Source organism: Streptomyces sp. S4.7 (assembly GCF_010384365.1).
GTDB lineage: Bacteria > Actinomycetota > Actinomycetes > Streptomycetales > Streptomycetaceae > Streptomyces.
Genome location: NZ_CP048397.1, coordinates 7,376,352 through 7,399,584 on the forward strand (window position 1 = coordinate 7,376,352; position 23,233 = coordinate 7,399,584).

The 23,233-nt window shown below is 72.9% G+C and carries 23 protein-coding genes; 13 read left to right on the forward strand and 10 right to left on the reverse strand.

From position 1 onward, the window contains the following. Window positions 1–62 precede the first annotated feature (62 nt). From SSPS47_RS32400 to SSPS47_RS32410, 3 genes are all read left to right on the forward strand, one after another. On the forward strand, window positions 63–644 hold the full coding sequence (locus SSPS47_RS32400; protein ID WP_164254001.1) for a sigma-70 family RNA polymerase sigma factor: 582 nt from the start codon (window positions 63–65) through the stop codon (window positions 642–644). Then, entirely contained in the window at window positions 641–1,276 is a 636-nt protein-coding gene (locus SSPS47_RS32405) for a methylated-DNA--[protein]-cysteine S-methyltransferase (protein ID WP_164254002.1), read from the forward strand. The genes SSPS47_RS32400 and SSPS47_RS32405 overlap by 4 nt, the downstream gene beginning before the upstream one ends. Window positions 1,277–1,462: 186 nt before the next feature. Then, entirely contained in the window at window positions 1,463–2,212 is a 750-nt protein-coding gene (locus SSPS47_RS32410) for a S1 family peptidase (RefSeq protein WP_164254003.1), read from the forward strand. A gap of 220 nt (window positions 2,213–2,432) precedes the next feature. Here the strand turns inward: SSPS47_RS32410 and gudD are convergent, their stop codons facing one another. Both gudD and SSPS47_RS32420 read right to left on the reverse strand, forming a co-directional pair. Further along, a complete protein-coding gene (gene gudD, locus SSPS47_RS32415) occupies window positions 2,433–3,803 on the reverse strand; it encodes a glucarate dehydratase (RefSeq protein ID WP_164254004.1) in 1,371 nt (456 codons plus the stop codon). Window positions 3,804–3,937: 134 nt separating this feature from the next. Then, window positions 3,938–4,813, reverse strand: coding sequence for a LysR substrate-binding domain-containing protein (locus tag SSPS47_RS32420; RefSeq protein ID WP_164254005.1), 876 nt, complete (start codon window positions 4,811–4,813; stop codon window positions 3,938–3,940). 136 nt (window positions 4,814–4,949) lie between these two features. Here SSPS47_RS32420 and SSPS47_RS32425 point away from each other — a divergent pair, with 136 nt between their 5' ends. Continuing rightward, window positions 4,950–5,408 (forward strand): nuclear transport factor 2 family protein, encoded by a 459-nt coding sequence (locus tag SSPS47_RS32425; protein WP_164254006.1) that lies wholly within the window; start codon window positions 4,950–4,952, stop codon window positions 5,406–5,408. 61 nt (window positions 5,409–5,469) lie between these two features. On the opposite strand, the gene SSPS47_RS32430 is transcribed toward SSPS47_RS32425, so the two are convergent. Together SSPS47_RS32430 and SSPS47_RS32435 are read right to left on the reverse strand one after the other, a co-directional pair. Continuing rightward, window positions 5,470–6,090: a putative glycolipid-binding domain-containing protein gene (locus SSPS47_RS32430; protein WP_164254007.1), complete on the reverse strand. Its 621-nt coding sequence runs from the start codon at window positions 6,088–6,090 to the stop codon at window positions 5,470–5,472. Window positions 6,091–6,156: 66 nt separating this feature from the next. Beyond that, window positions 6,157–6,774 carry an AAA family ATPase gene (locus SSPS47_RS32435; protein WP_239065154.1) on the reverse strand — a complete coding sequence of 206 codons (618 nt, stop codon included), beginning with the start codon at window positions 6,772–6,774 and terminating at the stop codon, window positions 6,157–6,159. 68 nt (window positions 6,775–6,842) lie between these two features. On the opposite strand from SSPS47_RS32435, the gene SSPS47_RS32440 reads away from it, so the two are divergent. Further along, window positions 6,843–7,325 carry a GNAT family N-acetyltransferase gene (locus tag SSPS47_RS32440; RefSeq protein ID WP_164254008.1) on the forward strand — a complete coding sequence of 161 codons (483 nt, stop codon included), beginning with the start codon at window positions 6,843–6,845 and terminating at the stop codon, window positions 7,323–7,325. Between the two features lie 100 nt (window positions 7,326–7,425). Beyond that, a complete protein-coding gene (locus SSPS47_RS32445) occupies window positions 7,426–8,214 on the forward strand; it encodes an SAM-dependent methyltransferase (protein ID WP_164254009.1) in 789 nt (262 codons plus the stop codon). Between the two features lie 66 nt (window positions 8,215–8,280). Here SSPS47_RS32445 and SSPS47_RS32450 read toward each other — a convergent pair whose 3' ends face one another. Beyond that, window positions 8,281–9,498: an MFS transporter gene (locus SSPS47_RS32450; RefSeq protein WP_164254010.1), complete on the reverse strand. Its 1,218-nt coding sequence runs from the start codon at window positions 9,496–9,498 to the stop codon at window positions 8,281–8,283. Between the two features lie 80 nt (window positions 9,499–9,578). Next, entirely contained in the window at window positions 9,579–10,835 is a 1,257-nt protein-coding gene (locus tag SSPS47_RS32455) for a beta-ketoacyl-[acyl-carrier-protein] synthase family protein (protein ID WP_164255260.1), read from the reverse strand. Between the two features lie 92 nt (window positions 10,836–10,927). Here SSPS47_RS32455 and SSPS47_RS32460 point away from each other — a divergent pair, with 92 nt between their 5' ends. From SSPS47_RS32460 to SSPS47_RS32470, 3 genes are all read left to right on the forward strand, one after another. Beyond that, complete coding sequence (locus SSPS47_RS32460) at window positions 10,928–11,548, forward strand: TetR/AcrR family transcriptional regulator (protein ID WP_164254011.1); 621 nt, start codon at window positions 10,928–10,930, stop codon at window positions 11,546–11,548. Between the two features lie 126 nt (window positions 11,549–11,674). Continuing rightward, entirely contained in the window at window positions 11,675–13,249 is a 1,575-nt protein-coding gene (locus tag SSPS47_RS32465; RefSeq protein WP_203557984.1) for a hypothetical protein, read from the forward strand. Next, complete coding sequence (locus tag SSPS47_RS32470) at window positions 13,246–13,386, forward strand: hypothetical protein (RefSeq protein WP_164254012.1); 141 nt, start codon at window positions 13,246–13,248, stop codon at window positions 13,384–13,386. Before SSPS47_RS32465 ends, SSPS47_RS32470 begins: the two co-directional genes overlap by 4 nt. A gap of 239 nt (window positions 13,387–13,625) precedes the next feature. Here the strand turns inward: SSPS47_RS32470 and SSPS47_RS32475 are convergent, their stop codons facing one another. Next, complete coding sequence (locus SSPS47_RS32475; protein ID WP_164254013.1) at window positions 13,626–14,999, reverse strand: deoxyribodipyrimidine photo-lyase; 1,374 nt, start codon at window positions 14,997–14,999, stop codon at window positions 13,626–13,628. Window positions 15,000–15,356: 357 nt separating this feature from the next. Here SSPS47_RS32475 and crtI point away from each other — a divergent pair, with 357 nt between their 5' ends. The 4 genes from crtI (at window position 15,357) to SSPS47_RS32495 (ending at window position 19,688) form a co-directional block, all read left to right on the forward strand. Beyond that, window positions 15,357–16,907, forward strand: coding sequence for a phytoene desaturase family protein (gene crtI, locus SSPS47_RS32480; protein WP_164254014.1), 1,551 nt, complete (start codon window positions 15,357–15,359; stop codon window positions 16,905–16,907). Continuing rightward, on the forward strand, window positions 16,904–17,857 hold the full coding sequence (locus SSPS47_RS32485) for a phytoene/squalene synthase family protein (RefSeq protein WP_164254015.1): 954 nt from the start codon (window positions 16,904–16,906) through the stop codon (window positions 17,855–17,857). The genes crtI and SSPS47_RS32485 overlap by 4 nt, the downstream gene beginning before the upstream one ends. Then, entirely contained in the window at window positions 17,854–18,903 is a 1,050-nt protein-coding gene (locus tag SSPS47_RS32490) for a DUF5914 domain-containing protein (protein WP_164254016.1), read from the forward strand. Before SSPS47_RS32485 ends, SSPS47_RS32490 begins: the two co-directional genes overlap by 4 nt. 326 nt (window positions 18,904–19,229) lie before the next feature. Then, complete coding sequence (locus tag SSPS47_RS32495; RefSeq protein WP_239065155.1) at window positions 19,230–19,688, forward strand: DUF6234 family protein; 459 nt, start codon at window positions 19,230–19,232, stop codon at window positions 19,686–19,688. 4 nt (window positions 19,689–19,692) lie between these two features. Here SSPS47_RS32495 and SSPS47_RS32500 read toward each other — a convergent pair whose 3' ends face one another. Genes SSPS47_RS32500 through SSPS47_RS32510 form a run of 3 tightly spaced genes read right to left on the reverse strand, consistent with a single transcriptional unit; the run spans window position 19,693 to window position 23,203 of the window. Continuing rightward, window positions 19,693–21,279 carry an FAD-dependent oxidoreductase gene (locus SSPS47_RS32500; protein ID WP_203557985.1) on the reverse strand — a complete coding sequence of 529 codons (1,587 nt, stop codon included), beginning with the start codon at window positions 21,277–21,279 and terminating at the stop codon, window positions 19,693–19,695. After that, window positions 21,276–22,004 carry a class I SAM-dependent methyltransferase gene (locus tag SSPS47_RS32505; protein ID WP_164254018.1) on the reverse strand — a complete coding sequence of 243 codons (729 nt, stop codon included), beginning with the start codon at window positions 22,002–22,004 and terminating at the stop codon, window positions 21,276–21,278. Before SSPS47_RS32505 ends, SSPS47_RS32500 begins: the two co-directional genes overlap by 4 nt. Beyond that, window positions 22,001–23,203 (reverse strand): lycopene cyclase family protein, encoded by a 1,203-nt coding sequence (locus SSPS47_RS32510; RefSeq protein WP_164254019.1) that lies wholly within the window; start codon window positions 23,201–23,203, stop codon window positions 22,001–22,003. Before SSPS47_RS32510 ends, SSPS47_RS32505 begins: the two co-directional genes overlap by 4 nt. Window positions 23,204–23,233 lie beyond the last annotated feature (30 nt).

Here is a 23,233-nt window from a genome sequence, read left to right on the forward strand (position 1 = left end):
GGCGGCCCACGGACGCCGGACCTCACGTTCCGGGGGGCTGGGACGTCTACGGAATGATGGACATGAAGAAGCCTTTCGAGCGGGTGGTCGCGGAGCACGCGGACACCGTGCTCCGCGTGTGCCGGGCGGTGGTGGGCGTCCACGACGCCGATGACGCCTGGTCGGAGACGTTCCTCGCGGCGATGCGCGCCTATCCGGACCTGCCGGACGACGCCAACGTGGAGGCGTGGCTCGTGACCATCGCCCACCGCAAGGCCATCGACCTCACGCGCGCCGGGCAGCGGCACGCGGTCCCCGTGGCGGACCTGCCCGAGCGGCCGTCGACCGTCGGCCTGCCGGGCGGGACCGACCACGACCTGTGGCGAGCCGTCAGGGCACTGCCCGGGAAACAGCGGCAGGCGGTGGCGTACCACCACTTCGCCGGACTGCCCTACCGGGAGGTCGCGGAGATCGTCGGCGGCACCCCCGAGGCGGCACGGCGCGCCGCCTCCGACGGCATCAAGGCGCTCAGAACCACCCTCGCGGAGCGGGACCGGGGCGCGTCCGGAAAAGCGGACGCCGACGCCGGTGCCTGCGCGGACACCGACCCGCGCGCCCGGCCCGAGCCCCGCGGGAACGCGAAGCCGAAAGGAGCGACACCGTGAACGACACCACCCGTGACCCGGACCTCTCCACACTCCTCGCCCGCGCCGGCGCGGACCCCGAGACCCTCGCCCGGCTGCACACCAGGCTGGAGGACGCGGCAGGCCGCGACGGCCTGCTGGACGTCGCGTACACCGTCGTCGACAGCCCCGTGGGCCGCCTGCTGCTCGCGTCGACCGAGCAGGGCCTCGTCCGCGTGGCCTTCGACAACCAGGACCACGACAAGGTCCTCGACACCCTCGCCACGACGCTGAGCCCCCGGGTGCTGCGCGCCCCCGGACGCCTGGACGACGTCGCCCGCGAGCTCGACCAGTACTTCACCGGCGCGCGCAGGACGTTCGACCTGCCCCTCGATCTGTCGCTTTCGCGCGGGTTCCGGCAGCTGGTGCAGCGTCACCTCCCGGAGATCGCCTACGGACGCACGCTGAGTTACGCCGAGGTCGCGCGTCTCGTCGGCAACCCGAAGGCGGTCCGAGCGGTCGGCACGGCCTGCGCGACCAACCCGCTCCCCGTCGTCGTCCCCTGCCACCGCGTGCTGCGCAGCGACGGAACGCTCGGGGGTTACGCGGGCGGTCCCACCGCCAAGTCGGTGCTCCTGGACCTGGAGGCCGCGGCCCGGCACCACGGTGGGTGAGCGGCGCGGCCGGGTCCCTGGCCGCGTTCGGCCACAAGATTGGCCGAGTCCAGCCACCCGCTGGCCGAGTCCGGCCCTGCTTGGCCGGGTCCGGCCGAATGGCGTCTTTCGGACTGCAACATCCCGCCCCGCCCCTCCAGAATGGCAGGCGCATGACATGTCATGACAGGGAATCGGGGAGGGAACATGAGTCCGTACCGCATCGAGAGACCGTTCCGAAGAGCGATCCGCACCGCCGCGTCCGCCGTCGCGGCGCTGACCCTGCTGCTCGGCTGGTCCGCCGCGACCGGATCGACGGCGTACGCGCAGGAGCCGGCCGCCGCGACCGCCCCGACGACCCTGAGCGGCAAGGTCGTCCAGGTACGCGGTGGCAATGTCATCTACAGCAGCGGCGGCATCCGCTGCACCGTCGGCTTCAACGCCCGCACCAGCGCCACCTTCTTCGGCCTGGTGTCCGGGCGCTGCGCCCAGGGCACCTCCAACTGGTACGCGGACGCGGCCCTGAGCGTGTTCGTCGGCACCACCGCCGGATCGAGCTTCCCGGGCAACGACTACGCCCTCATCCGCTACATCAACAGCTCGACGGTGTCCTTCCCCGGTGAGGTCGCACTCGGTGGCGGTGGCAACCAGGACATCACCGGCGCCGCGAATCCGACGGTCGGTCAGTCCCTCTGCCACACCGGCCGGACGACCGGCGTCCACTGCGGCACCGTCACGGGCGTGAACCTCACGGTCAACTATCCCGAGGGCTCGGTGAGCGGACTCTTCAGGTCCAACATCTGCTCCGAGCCCGGCGACGCGGGTGGTCCCGCGTTCTCCGGAACCACCGCACTCGGCATCATCGTCGCCTCGTCCGGAAACTGCTCATCGGGCGGCGTCACCTACTACCAGCCGGTCGTCGAGTGGCTGTCGGTCTACGGTCTGTCCCTCTACTAGGTCCGTGTCTTCGAACTGGCGTCGTCCGTCCGCAGGGCGGGGCCCGCGGCGTCCGGTGCGTGCGACCGCAAGACGGAGGATCGCATCCGCACCGGGCGTACTCGGGCGAGTCCGACAACGCGGCGGGCGGGCGTGCCAGGCGTCGTGAGCCAGACGCCGGTCTGAGGACAGGACCCGGGTCCGCCGGACAGGACCCAGGTCTGTCCAGGGGGCTCCAGGGCTACCGCGGGCGGCGGCGATCGGTGTCGCGTACGAGCGCCGGGCGCTTGTTGTCGAACCGCCAGTCCGGCACCAGATACCGCATCGCCGTCGCGTCGTCGCGGGCCCCCAGTCCCAGGCTCCGGTACAGCTCGTGCGCCGCCTCCACCCGCTCCATGTCGAGGTCGACACCCAGCCCCGGCCGCTCCGGCACCTCCAGCATGCCGTCCTTGATCTCGAACGGCCGCGTGGTGAGCCGCTGGCCGTCCTGCCAGATCCAGTGCGTGTCGATCGCCGTGATCTCACCCGGAGCGGCGGCCGCGACATGCGTGAACATCGCCAGCGACACGTCGAAGTGGTTGTTGGAGTGCGACCCCCACGTCAGCCCCCACGCCTCGCAGAGCTGCGCCACCCGCACCGAACCGTTCATCGTCCAGAAGTGCGGGTCGGCCAGCGGGATGTCGACCGCGTCGGCGCGTACGGCGTGACCGAGTTGCCGCCAGTCGGTGGCGATCATGTTCGTCGCGGTACGCAGCCCGGTGGCGCGGCGGAATTCGGCCATGGTCTCCCGGCCCGAGTAGCCGCCCTCCGCGCCGCACGGATCCTCCGCGTACGCCAGGACGTCGCGCAACTCGCGGCCCAGCGACACGGCTTCGGCGAGCGGCCAGGCGCCGTTCGGGTCCAGGGTGATCCGCGCCTCCGGGAATCGCTCGGCCAGTGCCCGTACCGCCTGCGCCTCCTCGTGCCCCGGCAGCACGCCGCCCTTGAGCTTGAAGTCCTGGAAGCCGTAACGCCGCCTGGCCGCCTCGGCGAGCCGGACGATCGCCTCCGGGGTCAGCGCCTCCTCGTCGCGCAGCCTCAGCCAGTCGTCCCGCTCGTCGCTGCCGTCCCGGTACGCCAGGTCGGTGCGGCCCCGGTCACCCACGTAGAAGAGATAGCCGAGCACGGGCACCCTGTCGCGCTGCCGCCCCTCGCCCAGCAGCGCGCTCAGGGGCAGCCCGAGGTGCTGGCCGAGCAGGTCGAGCAGCGCGGATTCGAGCGCGGTGACCGCGTGCACCGTGACCCGCAGATCGAAGGTCTGGGCGCCGCGTCCCGCCGTGTCCCGGTCACCGAAGCGCTCGCGCACGGCGCGCAGTACGGCGTGGTGGTCGCCGACGGACCTGCCCACGACCAGGTCGCGCGACTCCTCCAGCGTCGTCCGGATGCCCTCACCGCCCGGCACCTCACCGACCCCGGTACGCCCCTCGGAGTCGGTCAGGACGACCAGATTGCGGGTGAAGTGGGGGGCGTGCGCGCCGCTGAGATTGAGCAGCATGCTGTCCCGCCCGGCGACGGGCACGACACGGACGGAGACGACCTGCGGCGGGCGGGCACCGGATGCGGGGGCGCTCAATGGGAGTCCTTCCGGGATCGGTGCGGGATGCGGCTCTCGCTACCGAGGAAGCTAGGACGCGCACGCATACAGGTCAAACACTTGTTTCGTATGCTGCGATACCGAAATTGAATCGGACGTGCCGGCCCGGAGACTCACAGATGCCGGAGCAGGGCGTGCAGCGCCGGATTGTCGTTGCCGGTGCGCCAGGTGAGCGACAGCTCGACCGGCGCCGGGGATGCCAGGTGTACGTCCCTGAAGACCACGCCCGCGTAACGGAGTTGGGTGGCGGCCTCCGGGACCAGCGCGATGCCCCAGCCGCCGTTCACCAGGGCGAGGATGCTGTGGACCTGGCTCAGATACTGGCTGAAGGCGGGGGCGATGCCCGCGGCCCGGAAGACGCTGATGAGCAGTTCGTGGAAGTAGCGGGACTCCTTGGTGGAGTACATCAGTACGTCCTGCCGGTCGAACGCGGCGATGTCGAGCGCGCCGCCCCCCTCGGCGAGCGGATGGCCCGCGGGCAGCGCGGCCACGAGCCGTTCCTGAGCCGCGGGCCGGGAGCTCAGCTCCGGGCTGTTCACCGGAGGCCGTACCAGCCCCAGATCCAGGCTGGACTCCGTCAGCGCGTCGAGCTGGTCGCCGGTGACCATCTCACGCAGGACGATCTCCACCCCCGGCATGACCGCGCGGGCGGTGTCGAGGACCTTGCCGAGCATGGAGTACGCGCTGGCGGCGGTGAAACCGATGGCGATGGCGCCCGCCTCGCCCGTGGACACCTGACGTACGGCGATCGTTGCCTGTTCCGTCTGGCGCAAAATGCGGCGGGCCTCGTGCAGGAACGCGCGGCCGGCGGGCGTCAGCCGTACGGAACGGTTGGTGCGGTCGAAGAGCTGTACCCGTAGCGTCGACTCAAGGAGCTGGATCTGACGGCTGAGCGGCGGCTGGGTCATCTGAAGCCGCTCGGCGGCCCGCCCGAAGTGCAGCTCCTCGGCGACGGCGACGAAGTTGGTCAGCTGGACGAGGGTGAACAATGATGCTCTCCCGGTATTGATGGATTCGAATGCGGTGCAGGGTGAGAATCGTTTGGTGATCCTAGCCCCGGACCCGGACCCGGACCCGGCCCACGCCCACCGCCGGCCGACGAGACCGTCCTTGAAGGAGATGCACATGAGCGTCCGCCCGCCCGTACCGCCGTTCGACCGCGCCGCCGCACTCAAGAAGGTGCAGGCCGCCGAAGACGCCTGGAACACCCGCGACCCCGAGCGCGTCGCCGGCGCGTACACGGTCGACTCCGTCTGGCGCAACCGCGACACCTTCGTCACCGGCCGCCCGGCGATCGTGGAGTTCCTGAGCGCCAAGTGGTCGCGCGAGATGGACTACGCGCTCCGCAAGAACCTGTGGGCGTTCGACGGGGACCGGATCGCGGTGCGGTTCCAGTACGAGTGCCGCGACGGCGGAGGCCAGTGGTGGCGCAGCTACGGCAACGAGCTGTGGGAGTTCGACGAGAACGGCCTGATGCGGCGCCGCGAGGCGAGCATCAACGACCTGCGGATCGACGAGTCCGAGCGGCGCGTACTGGGCCCGCGCCCGGAGAGCGAGCACGGGGTCGAGTTCCCGATCCGGTGATGCGGCGCGTACGGCTGCCCGCTGCCCCATCCCCTCCATGAGGCCTGTGACGCCCGCTGTCCTATGCCGCGCGGGTGGCGATCCCCGGGTACGAGAGCACCAGACCGGACTCGTCGTAGACCAGCCGGCAGCGGAAGTCGAAGACCGGGGCCGCGTAGTCGTAACACTGCCGCGGCCCCTCGTCGGCGGCGCGCCGGTACTCCTGGTCGAGCCGTTCGACGGACAGGTCGAGTGCGCGTACGTACGCGGCCGGGGCCGCCGTCAGCGTCCCGACCGGCAGCCGGAAGCGGTGCACGGGAAGGGCGTTGGTCATGGCCGACGACTCCAGATCGACATCGAGACACCCGTCGAGATACGGCGCCGGCGCCCCGTCCACCCGCCAGTGGCCCGCGCCGTCGGCTTGGAGCACGGTCGAGCGCGTTCCGGCCTCGGACCGGCAGGTGACGACGGCCCGGCGCGTCACCCAGCCGGTGTCCAGGGTGATGTCGTAGTCCACCGTCCACGTCCGGCCGTCCTCCACGGCGGTGGTGCACCCGACGACATGCAGCCACTCCTGCCCGTGCGGTGTGTGCTGGTCCCGCCGTACCTCGCCCGAGCGCCGGAAGTAGACGACCTCGAAGCCGTGCCGCGCGTGCTCGTGCGCCCATGCGGCGGTCGCCGGAGGCGGTACGAAGGTGCTCATCCCCGTACGGTTTCACGGCCCGCCCGCCCGTGGGAGGCGGACGCGCTCATCCGCGGGGCCGCGCGATCACCCGAGAGACGGCCGGATGCCGCGGCCGGTCATGAAGGCCACGATCTCCTTGAGCCCGGGGGCGTAGCCGTTCGTCGTGTCGACCTCGATCCACGGCGCGTCGACCGCGACCCGGTCGAATCCGTCGTGGCCCCGGACGTGTGCCGCCGGATCGAGCGGCGACGCGGGTTCGTGCGCCGCGCGTACCGGATCCTCCTCGGCCCGGCGCAGCCGCCGGGCCGGCGCCACGTCCGCGTCGACCGAGCAGTGCACGATCCGGATCTCGGCCCGCTCCCGCAGACCCTCCAGACCGGGCCGCCACAACCGGTCCTGGAACGCGGCCTCCGCGACCGTCGTCACCCCGGCGCCGACGAGCAGTTCGAGCACGCCGAAGAAGGCGGGCAGTGTGCGGAGGTTCAGCGCGTCGCCGAGGTCCGGCGTGCAGCCCGGCGTGGCGTGGACCATGCCTTCCTTGATCTCGTCCCGGCAGACGGCGGGGCAGCCCACGGCGCGTGCGATCTCGTGCGCGAGCGTGGTCTTGCCGGCGCCCGGAGGCCCGCTGACCACGATCAGCGTCGGTTTCGAACCCAGGCCCGTGTCCAAGTGCGTCTCCGTGTTCGTCTTCGCGTTCGCCACGCTTGCATTGTGAAGGGAGACCGGACGTGCGCGCCGTCGCGGTCCCGGGGCGCTGTCAGAATGTCCGCGTGATCGTGAGACTCGCGCGTGAGCGGGATCTGGCCGGTTTTCTCTGCCTCGCCGCCCAGGTGGAGCACTGGTTCGGGCCGATGGTCGATCACCCCGGCTTCAGTGCTGCCGTGGCCGAGCACATCCGTGGCTCAAAGGCCCTCGTCGCAGTCGGCCCGGACAACGGCCCGGATTCGCAACCGCCGCTCTCCGGCGGGCTGTTGTTCGGGTCCGACGCCCCGACCTTCCACATCCACTGGCTCGTCGTCTCGCGGCAGGCGCGCGGGCGGGGAGTCGGTGCGGCGCTGATGGCCGACGCGATGAAGAGGTACGTCACGCGTCCCGGCACCGTCGAGGTGGTCACCTTCGGAGCCGACCATCCGGGCGCCGCCGACAGCGGCGCCCGTGTCTTCTACGAGCGGCTGGGCTTCACCCCCGCCGAGGTGACCGATCCCGGTCCGGAGGGCGGCCCACGACAGGTCTACCGACTGGCCGTCAGCTGACCGCGTTGGCCTGAACAGGCCCACGGGGCACGCCAGTTGACGCCGTCACAGCCGGAGGGCGGGTCATCGGGCGCGTGCTCACGGTGACATAATCCGGCGCATGACATCTGGCACTCCCAAGCCGCAGATCGACACCAGCAAGCCGCACCCCGCCCGGCTCTACGACTACTTCCTGGGCGGCAAGGACAACTACCCGGTCGACCGGGAGTTGGCGGAGAAGCTGGCCAAGGGTGCGCAGCGGGGCGCGCAGATCAACCGGGAGTTCATGCACCGTGCCGTCGCCTGGGCGGCCAGGAGCGGGTTCGACCAGTTCCTCGACATCGGTACCGGCATACCCACCCAGCCCAACCTGCACCAGATCGTGCAGAAGATCGTCCCGTCCGCGCGGATCGTCTACGCGGACAACGACCCGGTCGTGCTCCGGCACGCCGAGGCCCTGCTGATCAGCACGGACGAAGGGGCGACCGACTACGTCGAGACCGACGTGCGCCGGCCGCACGACGTCCTCGAACACGCCCGCCGTTTCCTGGACTTCGACCGGCCCGTCGCGCTGTCCCTCGTCGCGGTGCTGCACTTCCTCGGGGACGACGACGATCCGTACGGCGTCACCCGGACCCTTGTCGACGCCCTGCCGTCCGGCAGCCTCCTGGTGATCTCGCACGGCACCGCGGATTTCCTGGACCCCGAACAGGCGAAGAAGGTCACCGGCACCTACCGGTCCGGCGGCATCACGCTGCGGCCCCGCACCAGGGCCGAGGTCGAGCGGTTCTTCGAGGGGCTGGACCTGGTGGAGCCGGGTCTCGTCCGCGCTCCCGAGTGGTACAAGGACACACCCGCCCCGGCGAACGAGGAGAGCGGCTTCTACGTCGGAGCCGCGCGCGTACGGTAGCCCGCCGCCCGCCGCCCGCCGCCCGCCGCCCGCCGCCCGCCCCGCCCGGCCGACGTCCGAGTCCTCTCAGCCGTCCGACGCCGGACCCGCGTTCCGCCGTACCCGCAGCTCGCGGAGTTCGTACAGTCCGACACAGGCCGCCAGCACCGCCACGCACCCGGTGAAGATCAGCCCCGAGACCCGCAGACTCAGCAGCAGCGTCAGCGCGCCGATCCCGATCACCGGCAGCGAGATGCCGACGTACGCGACGACGAAGAACGTCGAGATCGTGCCGCCACGCGACTCCTGCGGCGCCGCCGCGCCGATGGCCGTGATGGCGGCGCGGAACGCCAGCCCCTGCCCCAGCCCGGCACAGATCACGCCGATCACCAGCAGTGCCAGCGACTCCACGAGCAGGGAAGCGCCCACCAGTACGACCCCCGCCACCAGCACCAGGCTGCCGCCCGGCAGCGCCCTGGCCGCACCCACCCGGCCCATCAGGGACTGTCCGACCGTCGAGGCCAGGAAGACCGAGAACACGACGGCACCCGCCACGGCCAGATTGGGCTCGTCCAGAGTCGTCGCGACGAACGTGGGCGACACCGCCGTGCACAGTCCCAGCAGCGCGAAGCCGGCGAACGCGGCCAGCGCCGCCGGCGCGAAGATCCCGCGCACCTGCGGGGGCACCTTCAGCCCCCGCGGATGGAACCTCGGCCGCCGCGTCCGGTGCTCGACCGGCTCCGGCAGGAACCAGGTCAGGACCATGCCCACGATCGCGAGCCCCAGAGCCGCGGCGAACGGCAGTCGCAGCGGCAGCGGCGCGTACTCCGCGAGCAGTCCCGCCAGCAGCGGGCCGCATCCCAGACCGCCCATGTTCGCCGCCGTGGCGGCCAGCCCCGCGCGTGCCTCACGGCCCGGGGGCGCCAGATCCATCACGGTGGCGGTCGCGGCGCCGCTGAACAGCCCGGCCGCGAAGCCCGACAGGAGGCGCCCCGCGAAGAGCAGGGGCAGCCCGCCCTCCGACAGGAAGCACACCGCGCTGGCGACGGAGAGCGCGAGCCCGATGAAGAGGACGGGCCGACGGCCGATCTGGTCCGAGAAGTCGCCCGCCAGAAGGAGTACGGCGATGACCCCGAAGGCGTAGACGGCGAAGACCACCGTCACCATGAACTCGGAGAAGCCCAGTTCCTCGCGGTAGAGCCCGTACAACGGGGTGGGCAGCGTCGTACCCAGCATGCCGATCGCGAAGACGACCGCGGCGCCGAGATAACCGACTGAGAACCCTCCGGTGGTGCGCTGCGGCATGGGCGCTGAGTCCTCACTGGGCGAAACGGGCTGTTCCTCCCCATATCCTCGGTGTGGCGGCACGGCGTGTCCAACGAAGGTCACGCCGCCGTGAACGCCAGCGAGACGTTGTGCCCCCCGAAGCCGAAGGAATTGGCGACCCCCGCCGTCCAGGTGCCCCGGCGCGGTCCGCCGGAGACGACGTCCAGGTCGATCGCCGGGTCGAGCGTGTCCAGGTTCCTGGTGGCCGGCACCGTGCCGTCCCGCAGCGCGAGCACCGTCGCCATCGCCCCCAGGGCCCCGGAGGCCCCCAGCAGATGGCCCGTCATCGACTTGGTCGCGGTGACGACCGGATGTCTGCCGACGGCCTCGGCGACGGCGTCCGCCTCCGCCACGTCGCCCTGCGGGGTGGATGTGGCGTGCGCGTGCACGAGTCCGACGTCGCGCGGGGAGAGTCCGCCCGACCTCAGGGCCGTACGGATGGCCCGTACCTGCCCCGTGGTGTCGGACGCGGTGATGTGCCGACCGCTGGACGTCACCCCGGCACCGGCGAGCACCCCGTGGGCGCGAACGCCGCGCGAGCGGGCGAACTCCGCGCGCTCCAGCACCAGTACGGCCGCGCCCTCGCCCAGGACGAAGCCGTCGCGTGCCGCGTCGAAGGGGCGCGACGCGCCCGCCGGATCGTCGTTGGCCTTGGACAGTGCCGTCATCTGTGCGAACCCCGCCAGGGGCAGCCCGTGAAGACACGCCTCCGTACCCCCCGCCACCACCACATCGGCGCGGCCGAGCCGGATCAGATCGAGACCCATGGCGACGGCCTCCGCCCCGGACGCGCACGCGCTCACCGGCGTGTGCGCCCCGCCGAGCGCCCCCAGATCGATGCTCACCCAGGCCGCGGGCCCGTTGGCCATCAGCATGGGCACCGTGTGCGGCGACACCTTGCGCGGACCGGACCGCTCCAGGATGTCGTCCTGGCCGAGCAGGGACAGTACGCCTCCGACGCCCGTACCGATCACGACCGCGATCCGCTCCGGATCGGCCCCCGGACGCGCCGCGTCGGCCCATGCCTCGCGGGCGGCGACCAGCGCGGCCTGCTCGCACCGGTCCAGCCTGCGGGCCTCGGTCCGCGCCAGCGCCGTCGCCGGGTCCACCCGCAGCCGGGCCGCCAGCCGGACGGGCAGTCCGGCCGCCCAGTCGTCGTCCAGTACGCCGATCCCGTTCTCCCCGGCCCGCATGGCGGCCCATGTGGTCGCCACGTCACCGCCGAGAGGCGTGGTCGCCCCGAGGCCGGTCACCCACACCTCGGGGTCCGCCCCGGCTCCTGCGTGCGACCGTCCATCCGCCCGGCCGCCGGTCATCGAGTCGGTCATCGGTCCAGCTCTCCTCGCGTCGCCGTCATGATCCGCACCGTAGCCAACCAACCGTCTGGTCGGCAATGTAGGGTTCCGCCATGCCCCGCACCGAACAACTGGCAGGAACCCGCACCCGGCTGCTGGCCGCGGCCCGCGACGAATTCGCCGCCCACGGCATGGGCGGCGCACGCGTCGGCCGGATCGCCGAGCAGGCGGGCGTCAGCAAGGAACGGATCTACGGCTACTTCGGCAGCAAGGAGAAGCTGTTCGCCGCGGTCGTCTCCGAGGCCCTGACCGAGCACGCCGAACTGCTCGGACCGCCGGCCGGCGACCCGGCCGAGTTCGCCGGCCGGATCTACGACCTCCACCGGCGCAACCCCCAACTGCTGCGCCTGATGATGTGGGAGGCCCTGTACTACGACGACCGGGTCGGACTGCCCAACGAGCAGCCGCGCACCGCCCGCTACCGGGACATGGTCGCGACGCTCTCCGGCGCCCTGGGCACCGAGTCCGACAGCGAGGCGGCGAGCACGCTCCTCGCGCTCATCGGCCTCGCGATCCTGCCGACCGCGTTCCCGCAGATCACCCGGCTGATCCTGGGGCCGGCCGCCGACGACAGCGGCGGCGGCAACGGCACCCGCGCGGACACCGGCACCGGCACCGACGCCGATCTGCGGGCCCATATCGTCCAGTTGGCGCGCCGGATGGTCTCGTCCTGAGGACGGGCCCCGATGCCGGAATACACGCCCATCGGGTGAATCGTATGTTTTAGATGCGATTTCTTAATATTCGCCCCATGGCGTGTCCCCCCGGCCCGGCAGGCAACCGCCAGGCAGCGTTGGGCCATGACACAGACCAAGGCCGTCGCGACCGGCCTGCGAGAGACGAGCCGCCCGGCCGGGGACTGGACGGCCGGCGGCGGTCTCCTGTGGACGGCGGTCGTCGCCGGCCTCTACACGATCGTCCAACTCGTCTTCGTCGTACCGGGATCCGGGCTCGGCTGGGACGAGACCGTGTACACCAGCCAAGTCAGCCGCGCCGCCTCCGACACCGCGTTCTTCAGCGCCCCCCGGGCGCGAGGCATCACCTTCCTCATCGCGCCGGTGACCTCGCTCACCTCCTCCATCGACGTGCTCCGCGTCTATCTGGCGCTGCTCTCCGGCGCCGGACTCTTCCTCGCCCTGTGGGTGTGGCGGCGCCTGCTCCCCGCATCCGTACTCGCCCTGGCCGGGGCCCTGTTCGCCGGACTGTGGATCACGGTCTACTACGGGCCGCAGGTCATGCCGAACCTCTGGGTCGCCCTCGGCTGCCTCTGTGCCGTCGGACTCTTCCTCCGGGCCGCACGCGATCGCACCGACCGCACGGCCCTTGTCGGACTCGGCGTCGCTGTCGCCTTCGTCGCGCTCATGCGCCCCACCGACGCCTTCTGGCTCTCCGCGCCCCTCGCACTCATCGCGCTCGGCGTCCGGCGATGGCGCAGGTGGGCCCTCCTGGCGGCGCTCGCCGCGGGCGGGGCGGTCGGCTGCGCGGAGTGGATCATCGAGGCGTACGTCAGTTACGGCGGGCTCTTCACACGGCTCGCGCGGGCCAGCGAGATCCAGGGCCATCTGGGCTGGAACCTCGTCTTCGGCGACCATATGCGCTCGCTCGACGGGCGGTTGCTCTGCCGTCCCTGCGACGTCCGCTGGCGGCGGCCGGCCACCGCGATCTGGTGGTTCGCACTGCCGCTGCTCACCCTCGGCGGGGTACTGGTCGCCGCGCGCCTGCGGCGGCTGCCGCTCGTACTGGTGCCGACGCTGGTAGGCCTGTCGATGGCCGCGCAGTACCTGCTCCTGATCGGATACGCCGCGCCGCGCTTCCTGCTTCCCGTGTACGCGCTCCTCGCGCTGCCCACCGCGCTGTTCCTGACCTGGCTCGTCAGGACCGCGCGGCCCCGAGGGCCGGTCGTGGTCCTGCTCGTGGCGGCGGCGGTCGCGCATCTGTGGGTCCAGGGGTCCGTCGTCGGCGACCGCGCCGAGCGCAGCCGTGTCGACCGGGGCAAGTTCGACCGGATCGCCGCCGAGTTCGCACGTCAGGGTGTTACGCCGCCCTGTGTGGTCAGCGGAACGGAGGCGATCAGGGTCGCCTTCCGGATCGGCTGCGCGTCACGGCAGACCGGCGGTCACGACGGGAGCATCACCCCTTCCGAACTCGTCGCCGTGGCAAGCGAGAAGCCGGTGGCCTTCGTGGTCGCGGGACAGGACGGGCCCCCGGCGTACGCCCGCGACTGGCGGGTCGAGCGGATCCCCGACCTGCCCGGACTGCGGAACTGCCGTGTGTACCTGTCACCGTCAGTCCGGGCCGTACCGGGCGCTGTCGGCCGTGGCCTCAGTGCGCACCACGGCCGGCCGGTCAACTCGCCCTTCGGAGACGGGCGATGAACTTGACCTCGATCGGCAACTCGGCGCGGACCCGGCGGGAGCAGGAAGCGGCGGTCGCCGCGCTCCGCTTCACGTGCGACGTGCTCTGGTCCCTGCTCGACGCGGTCGACCACGGGCACGCGGCGGAGCGGCCATGACCGGACGGCCGGACGGCCGGACGGCCGGACGCCGAACCGGACTGGAAACCCGTGCTCTCCAGGTCCGTTGGAAAACGCCGGCCGAGGGGTGCCGATCATGGTGCTCGCCACCTGCGGATCCGGTCGCCCCTACGCCGCCTTGCGCACCGGCCCCGCCACCGCGTCGGCCGCGTCGGCGTCGATCACGCAGAGGACGCCGACGGTGCTCCGACCGGGCCGCCCGCCCGGTCGGCGCGGGCTCAGTCCTTCCCGCGGGCCCGCTGGAAGCGGTCCCGGCCCTCGGCCAGTTCCACGAGCGGCTCCGGGTAGTCGTACCGGGCCCGTTCGCGTCCCGGCAGCTTCCACGGCTCGTGGACGGCCGCGCCCGCCAGCCCGCTCAGCTCGGGCACCCATCGGCGTACGTAACGGCCGTCCGGGTCGTAGCGCTTGCCCTGGATCACCGGGTTGAGCACCCGGTTGGGGCGCGAGTCCGTGCCGGTACCGGCCATCCACTGCCAGTTGAGCTGGTTGTTGGCGACATCGCCGTCCACCAGCAGCTCCAGGAAGTGCCGCGCGCCGATCCGCCAGTCCACGTACAGCGTCTTGGTCAGGAAGCTCGCGGTCAGCAGCCTGCCCCGGTTGTGCATCCACCCCTCGTGGAGCAGCTGGCGCATGGCGGCGTCCACCACCGGATATCCGGTACGACCCGCCTTCCACGCCTCGATCTCCTCGCCGGCGGACTCCGCGGACCGCCAACGGTCGTGCTGGGTGCGGTAGTCGACCGACGAGGCGTCGGGGCGGGCGGCCAGCACCTGGTGGTGGAAGTCCCGCCAGCACAGCTGCCGTACGAACGCCTCGGCGCCCGCCCCGCCCGCCCGCCGTGCCCGCTGGACGAGTTCGGTGGGGGACAGGGTGCCGAAGTGCAGATGCGGCGAGAGCCGCGAGGTGAAGTCGCCCGCCATGTCGTCATGGCCGCTCTCGTACGTCGCGAGCCCGCCGCGCTTCCAGGCGGCGAAGCGTCTGCGCCCGGCGCTCTCGCCTCCCGCGGCGAGACCTTCCGAGACGCCCGAGGTGTCCGCGCGCGCCGGCACGCGGTCGGAGCCGACCCCCGCCGGGACCCGTACCGTCCGGGGCGCGGGGAGCACGTCACGGAGGCGTTCCTGCGACCAGTGCCGGAAGTAGGGGGTGAAGACCGCGAAGTGATCCGAGCCGGCCGGCGTGACGGCGCCCGGCGGGAGCGCTGTCAGAGTGGCGTCGTGGACGTACAGCCGGCGGCCGTCGGACTCCAGCGCGAGACGCAGTCGCTCCTCGCGCCGCTGTGCGTAGCGGCTGACCCCGCCGGCCGTCCGCACCTCCCCGGCGCCGACCTCGGCGGCGACCTCGCACACCGAGTCCACGACATCGCCGGTACGTACGACGAGCCGCCCGCCGCGCGCCCGGAGCCCGTCGTCGAGATCGGTCAGACAGTCGGCGAGGAAAGCACGCCGGTTGGGCGTGGCGAACCCGGCCGACACGATGGCCTTGTCGAGGACGAACAGCGGCACCACCTCGTCGGCCCCGGTGACGGCGGCGTGCAGGGTGGGGTTGTCGTGCAGACGCAGGTCGCTGGTGAACAGGACGACCGAGACGCTCATGCGGCCACTTCCCCTCGTACGGGCCACTGGTGCCCGTATCTCTCTCTGCTCACGGCGTCAGCATGCCGTGCGGGCGCCGTCCACCCGGCCATCGGGTCGGCCGGTTCACCCGAAGAGACGCATCCCTGACGGGTTGTCCGGCATGTGGCCCATGATCATGGTGCACTGAGGCGTCATCAGAGCCGCGCCGGGGACCGCGCATCCGATCCGCCACTTCCGATCCGCCACTTCCGATCCGAAGGAACGGTGTTCCCGGCCGTCCGACGCGAGGAGAGGAGACGCGATGCGCGGCAGTGAGGCGGGGCCACTCCTCCCAGGAGGACGACCGCGGGTCCCGCGGACCTCCGGGGGCAGCCGATGAGGACACTCGACGGACCCACCGACCACGTCGTCGTGGTCGGCGCCGGACTCGCCGGGCTCTCCGCCGCCCTGCACCTCCTCGGTGCCGGGCGCGCCGTCACCGTGGTCGATCGCGGTACGCGGCCCGGCGGCCGGGCCGGTCGCGTCGAACGCGGCGGCTATCACCTCGACACCGGCCCCACCGTCCTCACCATGCCCGGCCTCGTCGAGGACGCCTTCGCCGCCGTCGGCGACAAGCTCGCCGACCGGCTCGACCTCATCCCCCTGCATCCCGCCTACCGGGCGCGGTTCGCCGACGGCAGCGCACTGGACGTCCACACCGACGGCGACGCGATGGCGGCCGAGGTCGAACGCTTCGCCGGATCCCGCGAAGCGCACGGCTACCGGCGGCTGCGCCACTGGCTGGAGAAGCTGTACGCGGTCCAGGCACGTCGTTTCATCGACGCGAACTTCGACTCGCCGCTGTCCCTCCTCCACCCCGACCTCGTGCGCCTCGCCGCACTCGGCGGCTTCGGCCGGCTCGACGCGCGCATCGGGTCCTTCATCTCGGACGAGCGCCTGCGCCGGATCTTCTCCTTCCAGGCCCTGTACGCCGGAATCCCGCCCGCCAAGGCGCTTGCCGCGTACGCCGTCATCGCCTACATGGACACCGTCGCCGGGGTCTGCTTCCCGCGCGGCGGCATGCACGCCCTGCCCCGCGCGATGGCCGACGCGGCGGCGGACGCGGGCGCCGACTTCCGTTACGGCCACGACGTCACGCGCCTGGAGCGGTCGGGCGGCGGATCCGGTGACCGGATCACGGCCGTCGTCACCGGCCACGGGGACGACCAGGTGCGCATCCCCTGCGACGCCGTCGTCCTCACACCCGACCTGCCCGTCACCTACCGTCTGCTCGGCCGGCCGCCGCGCCGCCCGGTGCCGCTGCGGTTCTCGCCGTCCGCCGTGATCCTGCACGCCGGCACCGACCGCACCTGGCCGGGGCTCGGCCACCACACCATCTCGTTCGGACACGCCTGGAAGCGTACGTTCCGGGAACTGACGCACACCGGGAGCCTCATGAGCGACCCGTCCCTGCTCATCACCCGTCCCACGGCCACCGACCCCGGCCTCGCCCCGCCGGGCCGCCACCTGCACTACATCCTGGCGCCCTGCCCCAACACCCGTATCGGGCCCGGCGTCCGGGAGTGGGCGGACCTCGGCCCCCGCTACCGCGACAGCCTCCTCGCCGAGCTCGAACGCCGGGGACTGGACGGACTCGGCGCGGCCATCGAGGAGGAGTGCCTCGTCACCCCCGCCGACTGGGCCGCCGAAGGACACGCGGAAGGGACCCCGTTCTCCGCGGCGCACACGTTCGCGCAGACCGGCCCCTTCCGGCCGCGCAACCTGGTGCGCGGCACCACCAACGCGGTACTCGCCGGATGCGGCACCACCCCCGGAGTCGGCGTCCCCACGGTCCTGATCTCCGGCAAGCTCGCCGCCGCCCGCGTCACCGGTACCGGTACCGGTGACAAGGCGGCCGTCCGCGTACCGAAAGGACGGCGCGCATGACCGACCGTGAACTCGACGCCGCCGGCATCGGCGACCCCGGTCTGCGCGTCGCCTACACCCGGTGCCGCCGGCTCAACGCCCGGCACGGCAGGACCTACTTCCTCGCCACCCGTCTCCTGCCCGTCGAACGGCGCCCCGCCGTCCACGCGCTCTACGGCTTCGCACGCTGGGCCGACGACATCGTCGACGACCTCGACAGACCCGCGACCACCGCCGAACGGGCGGATCAACTGGGCGCGCTCCAGCAGCGGTTGGCGGACGGGCTGCGCTCGGGCCGCAGCCGCGAACCGGTGATCAGGGCGCTCGCGGACACGGCGAGGACCTACGGCATCGACCACCGGCTGTTCCGCGACTTCCTGACCGCCATACGCAGCGACCTCACGGTCACGGACTACGCGACCTACGACGATCTGCGCCGCTACATGCACGGCTCGGCCGCCGTGATCGGCCTCCAGATGCTCCCCGTGCTCGGCACCGTCGCACCGCGCGAGGTGGCCGCCCCGCACGCCGCCGCGCTCGGCGTCGCTTTCCAGCTGACCAACTTCATCAGGGACGTCGGCGAGGACCTCGACCGCGGCCGCGTCTACCTCCCCGCCGATCTGCTCGCCGCGCACGGGGTCGACCGCGAACTGCTGGAGTGGAGCCGTACCACCGGCGCGCGGGACACACGGATCACCGCCGCCCTGAAATCCGCCGTCGCTCTGACCCGAGGCGTCTACCGGCACGCGGCGCCCGGCATCCGGATGCTCGACCCGGTGGCCCGCCCCTGTATCCGCGCGGCGTTCGTCCTGTACGGCGGGATCCTCGACGCCGTCGCCGACGAGGGGTACGCCGTGCTGCACCGCCGCGCCGTCGTACGGCGCCGACGGCGGGCGGCCGTCGCCGTCGACGGGCTTCTACGGGTGGCGGCGGCCCGGACCAGAGCCGCCGTGCGCGAGGGGGCCGTATGAGCACATACGACGACGGCGCGCGGGGACGGACACCCGGCGGCGGCGGGTGGCTCGGCCGGTACCCGTTGCGGCTGCGCCGTGAAGCTGTCGACTGGGCTCATCAGAAGCCCAGTTGGCGCGAGGCGCGACCGGCACTCATCGCGGGGGCGTTGAAGCGGGCGCTCGCCGGACCGTCCGGCAACTGGTACGTGGTCGGCGCCGCCCGCGACGTACGCCCCGGCCGCCCGCTCGGACGTACCGTCGCGGGCACCGAACTGGTCCTGTGGCGCGAGGAGTCGGGGCGTCTGGTGGCGGGCCCCGGCGCCTGCCCGCACCTCGGCGCGCCGCTCAGGAACGGCCGGGTGCACTGCGGCACCCTCATCTGCCACTGGCACGGACTCGCCCTGGACGGTGGGCCGTTCGCGGGCTGGGAGCCCGTCCCGGCATACGACGACGGGGTGTTGGCGTGGGTACGGCTCGACCGGGCGGGTGGCGGGAGCCCGTCGGACCGGCCGGCCGTCCCGCCCCGGCCCGAGGCCGCCGGGGCGGTGGACGCCGTCTACACCGGCTTCGGGGTGTGCGAGCCCGAGGACGTGGTGGCCAACCGGCTCGACCCCTGGCACGGTGCCTGGCTGCACCCGTACTCGTTCGTGGACCTCACGGTCCTCTCGACGCCGGGGGAGGGCGATGACCCCGGTGCGGGCGACGGCTTCGCCGTGGACGTGTCCTTCAAGTTGGCGGGCCGGGCCGTGGTGCCCGTCCGCGCCGTGTTCACGGCGCCCGGACCGCGCACGGTCGTCATGCGCATCACGGAGGGCGAGGGCCGGGGCTCCGTCGTGGAGACACACGCCACCCCGGTCGGCCACGACGACCGCGGCCGACCCCGAACCGCCGTGATCGAGGCGGTCGTCGCGGCCTCCGACCGCCCGGGGTTCGCCGCGGCACGGGCCGCCGCTCCCGCGCTGCGCCCACTGATGCGCGCCGTCGCGGGCCGCCTCTGGCGCGACGACCTCGCCTACGCGGAACGCCGCTGGCACCTGCGCAGCACGGGCCGGTTTCCCGGCTGAGGCGTGTCCGGAGAGCCCCGCCCGGCCGGCGGGGGCCCGGCACGGCGCCTCTTTCCCGTAACCCCCGAGGGGGGGACGGAAGGCACCCCCCGCGCTCTCGGAGTCGGCCGAGTACGGCCCGCCCATCCACCACGCCGGTCCTCCGCCTCGCGATGCACCGCTCCACGCCACGGGCCGACGGCGCTGTGCTTTCCGGGCACGCCCCGGGCCGTCGGCCGGGCCGGCCGGGCTGCCCCATCGAGCCCGTCCGGTGTTCGAGGACCAACCGCCCGGCATAGGTATCCGTACTCATGTTCCCGTGCCGGCCGCCCGGCAGGGTGTTCCGTATGAGCGACCTGCCCATCGCGCCTCCGGCCCTCGACTCCGCCGGCCCCTCGGTGAAGTCCCCCGTGCAGCGGGGCGCCGATGTGGGTGTCTCGTGCGGGCTCGTCCTCCTTGAGCTGATCGCCCTGGCCGTGATCGTCGTCCTGTGGCCGTTCTTCGATCATTTCGACCTCGACCCCGCCACGAGCGTCGAACCGCACTCCCTCTGGCGCTATCTGCCCGCCCTCGGCGCCCTCGGCGTACTGGCGTTGGTGGCCGCGGTGATCGCCTCCCGCGCGCGGGCCACGGTCACCGCGGTGGCCCAGGGCGTGATGGCCGTGCTCGTCGTCTTCGCCTTCTTCGCCGGAGCCGCGCTGCAATCCCACCAGGACGAGAAGGAGCGTCCCGTTCCCGCCCCGACCGGGCCCGTGGGCTGCCGCAGCGGCGGCGACAACACCGAGTGCGCGCGGTACGGCGGGTGACCGCTCAGGAGGCGCGCCGTGTCAGCCGCACGAGCGCCCGCAGGCCCGCCGACCGGCCCCGGTCCGGCACGGTCCACAGCGTCTGACCGCGGACGCCCCACCGCTCCAGCAGCGCGTTGGCGGCCAGAAAGCCCGTGGTCGCCGCGCGTTCCATGAGCGCCACCGGGAGGTCGGTGCGGACCAGATCGCCCGCCACCACGACGTCCGGGTCGGGTGTGCGTACGGTGGGTCGGTCGCCGTAGCCACCCACCGGGAACAGCGGGCAGTCCGAGCGCCACTCGTGGAGCGCGTCGACGGTCCTCGCGGACCGCGTCTCCGGATACACCCGGTGCAACTGCTCCACCAGCAACCGCTGTTGGGCGGCCCGGTCGGTGCCGGGGGCGACGGCGTACGCGTGCAGCTCGACCACCGAGCCGCCGGTCCCGGCCGCCCACCGCGCCGCCTCGCCCTCCCAGCGCTCCAGCACGCTCACGTTGTCGAGCCCGCCGAATCCGCTGGTCCCGAGGAAACCGGGCCGGTCCGCCGCCACCGGACGGTCCAGCCACAGCCGCGACACCAGGAACGGCGGGGCGTCGCGCAGCCTGCCGATCCGGGCCCGCCACCGCTCGTCGCACAGCCGGTGCGATTCGGCGACCAGTTGACGCAGTCCGCCGCTGTCCAGCGCGAGCACCACCGCGTCGTACCGCCGTGGCCGCCCGTCCGCCGTCACCGTCAGACCACCGCCCGGCGCCGGAGCCACCTCCTCCACCGCCGTACCGGTGCGCAACCCGGCCCCGAGCCCCGTGAGATACGAGCCCAGCGGCTCCCACAGAGCGGCCGGGAAGGGCTCGTTGGGGACATCGAACAGCAACCCCTCGCTCGACCCGAGGAAGTAGATGTGGAACATCAACACCAGTTCGGCGGCGGACAGTTCACCCGGATCGCAGAAGAAGCTGCGGGAGAACACCTCGAACGCCAGATGCCGCGCCGCCTCGGGGAAGCGGATCGCGGACAGGAAGTCCTCGGCGCTGACCCCGTCCAACTCCTCGTACACCCGCGGCACTCGCACATCGAGGAGGGGCAGCGCGGCCCTCGGATCCATCCGGGCCAGATCACGCCAGCCGAAGGTGGGGCTGAGCGCGACGAAACCCAGGGCGCTCCACGGCGGTGTGCGCGGGACGCGCGCGAAGCTGTCGTACAGCTCCCTGCCGCCGCCGTGGCGCAGCGGATAGTCCGGCAGCCCGGAGAGCATACGGAGGCCGGGATCAGCGCGCCGGAGCAGACCCCGGAGGTTGTAGTACTGGCGGAAGAAGGCGTGGAATCCCCGGCTCATGGTGACCGTCGAACCGTCGGCCAGCGTGACCGGCCGGCCCGCCAGCCGCCCGCCGAGACCCGGTTCACGCTCGTACAGCGTGACGCCCACCCCCCGCTCCACGAGCCCGGTGGCGGCGGCGAGCCCCGCGATGCCGCCCCCGACGACCGCCACGTGCGGTGCGTCGCCGCCGCCGAACCGGTCGCGCCCCGGCGCCGGCCGGACCACTGTGGCGCGGCGATCCCGGCCACGGCGCGGGGCGGTCACACCCGTGCCGTCCGTCCGGCGTCCGGTGGTCACCGCGCGTCCCCGCTCCCCGCCGCGCGGCTGCCCACGAAGGTGTGCGCGATGCCCGTCTGCCAGCCCGGCATCGGCAGCACCCGGACGGACCCGAACCCGGCGCGCCGCAGCCGGTCACCGAAGGCCGGCGCGGTGTCGAACTCGACCACGCTGCGCCACAGATGGCGGTAGAGGTCCGCGTCACCGGCGAGCCGCGCCGCGGGCAGCACGACGCCCTTGCACACCGCCGTCCAGACCGCGTGGTCCACGGGGCGCCCGCCGAGCGCGTACTCGTGCACCCCGATCCGGCCGCCCGGCGCCAGCAGGGACCGCACGAGGCCGAGCGCCCGGTCCGGCTCGGTGAGGTTCCGGAAGAGGTACGCGGCGAAGACCCCGTCGAACGGACCGGTGACCCCCGCCTCGCCCAGCCGCTCCACGGGCGCGTGGACGAACGAGACGCTCGACGGCCACGCCTTGGCGGCCGCTCGCTCCAGCATCCCGGCCGACGCGTCCACGGCGACGATCTCGGCGCGCGGCGCGGCGGCCAGCAGCGCGGCCGTCGACGCGCCTGTCCCGCACCCAAGGTCCAGCAGCCGCAGCCCGGCGCCGCCACGGGGCGGTCGCAGACGCCGGGCGGAGCGTCTGAGGTGCGCGTGATAGCCCGGGTTGACGGAGACCAGCCGGTCGTAGGCGAGCGCGGCATGGTCGAACGCGGCGGACAGTTCGGCGTCGTGCAGGAGCGTCATCCGACGGCCCTTCCTCTCGGTGCCCGGCGGGGCAGCCAGGGCAGTTCGGCGACGGTGCGCAGCATCGGCCCCACCGGGGTGCGCAGGCCGATCGTGAAGTCCTCGTACGGGCGGGTGCCGCCGTCGAGGAAGCGGAGCAGCCGCTCCATCGGCACGCGCCGGAACAGCCCCTCGAAGAACTCGGCGCCCTCGACCCGGCCGCTGTCCAGTCCCCGCAGCAGCACCGCGTCCATCGCCCCGGCCCGCGCCGGGTAGGCGGGCGGCGGCTCGGGCACCCGTCCGGCGAAGTACGCGGCGGCGACGGCGCGGGCCTGTCGCTGAACGGCCGCGAAGGTGTAGCCGGTCGACGGGCGCGTGGCGCCGCCCGCGGTCCCGATACGGAACACCGAACGGCCCGCCCGGCGCGGGAAGCGGCCGTCGGTCATCGGGATGACCCCCTGCTCGGTCGCGGTCACCTCGAAGGGGCCCAGCCCGAGCACCCGTTCGGTGTAGTGCGTGAGTGCCCGCTCGTAGCCCGCGTCGTCCAGCACCGTGCGGGAGAACTCGGTGTACTCGACCAGCGCCTCGTGGGCGTTGGTCGGCAGGACGTATCCGAACGACAGTCCGTGCGCGGGCTGCGGGGTCCGGAAGTCCATCAGATCGGCGATCCGGGGATCGAACACCGGCCGTTCGGTCCGGACGAACCAGCCGCGGAAGTGCTGGAGCAGCGTCGTCCGCGCGGGCGGCAGGACGCGTGGCGGACGCGAGTCGAACACCCAGCGGGCGCGCAGGGTCAGTTCAAAGCCGTCGGCCGCGACGCCCGTCACCTCGGCGCCCGACGCCACATCGCTGATCCCGTCGATCCGCGCCGTCACGCGGCGCGGCGCCCCGGGCCCGTCGAGCCGACGGGCCAGCAGCGCCTCGAAGGAGCCCGACCGCAGCATCTTGTAACGGAACGGAGCGGGCCGCCCCATGCTCACGGCCCCGTCCCGTCCCCGTACCCGCAGCGACTCCCACGAGGCGGTCAGCGCACCGTCGAAGTCGCCGGGTGACGCCTCCCAGAAACACCAGGTCCGCTCCGGCGGCCTCAGCGGACCGGCGGGCGCGTCGATCAGCGTCACGCCGGGCACCGGGTGGCCGGGGGGAGGGGTGCGGAGCCGGTACGCGAGCGAGAGACCCGCCGCGCCCGCGCCGACCACGATCACATCCGTCTCTCGCACCACCGCTCCCTCGCACCGCCGCTTCTGACG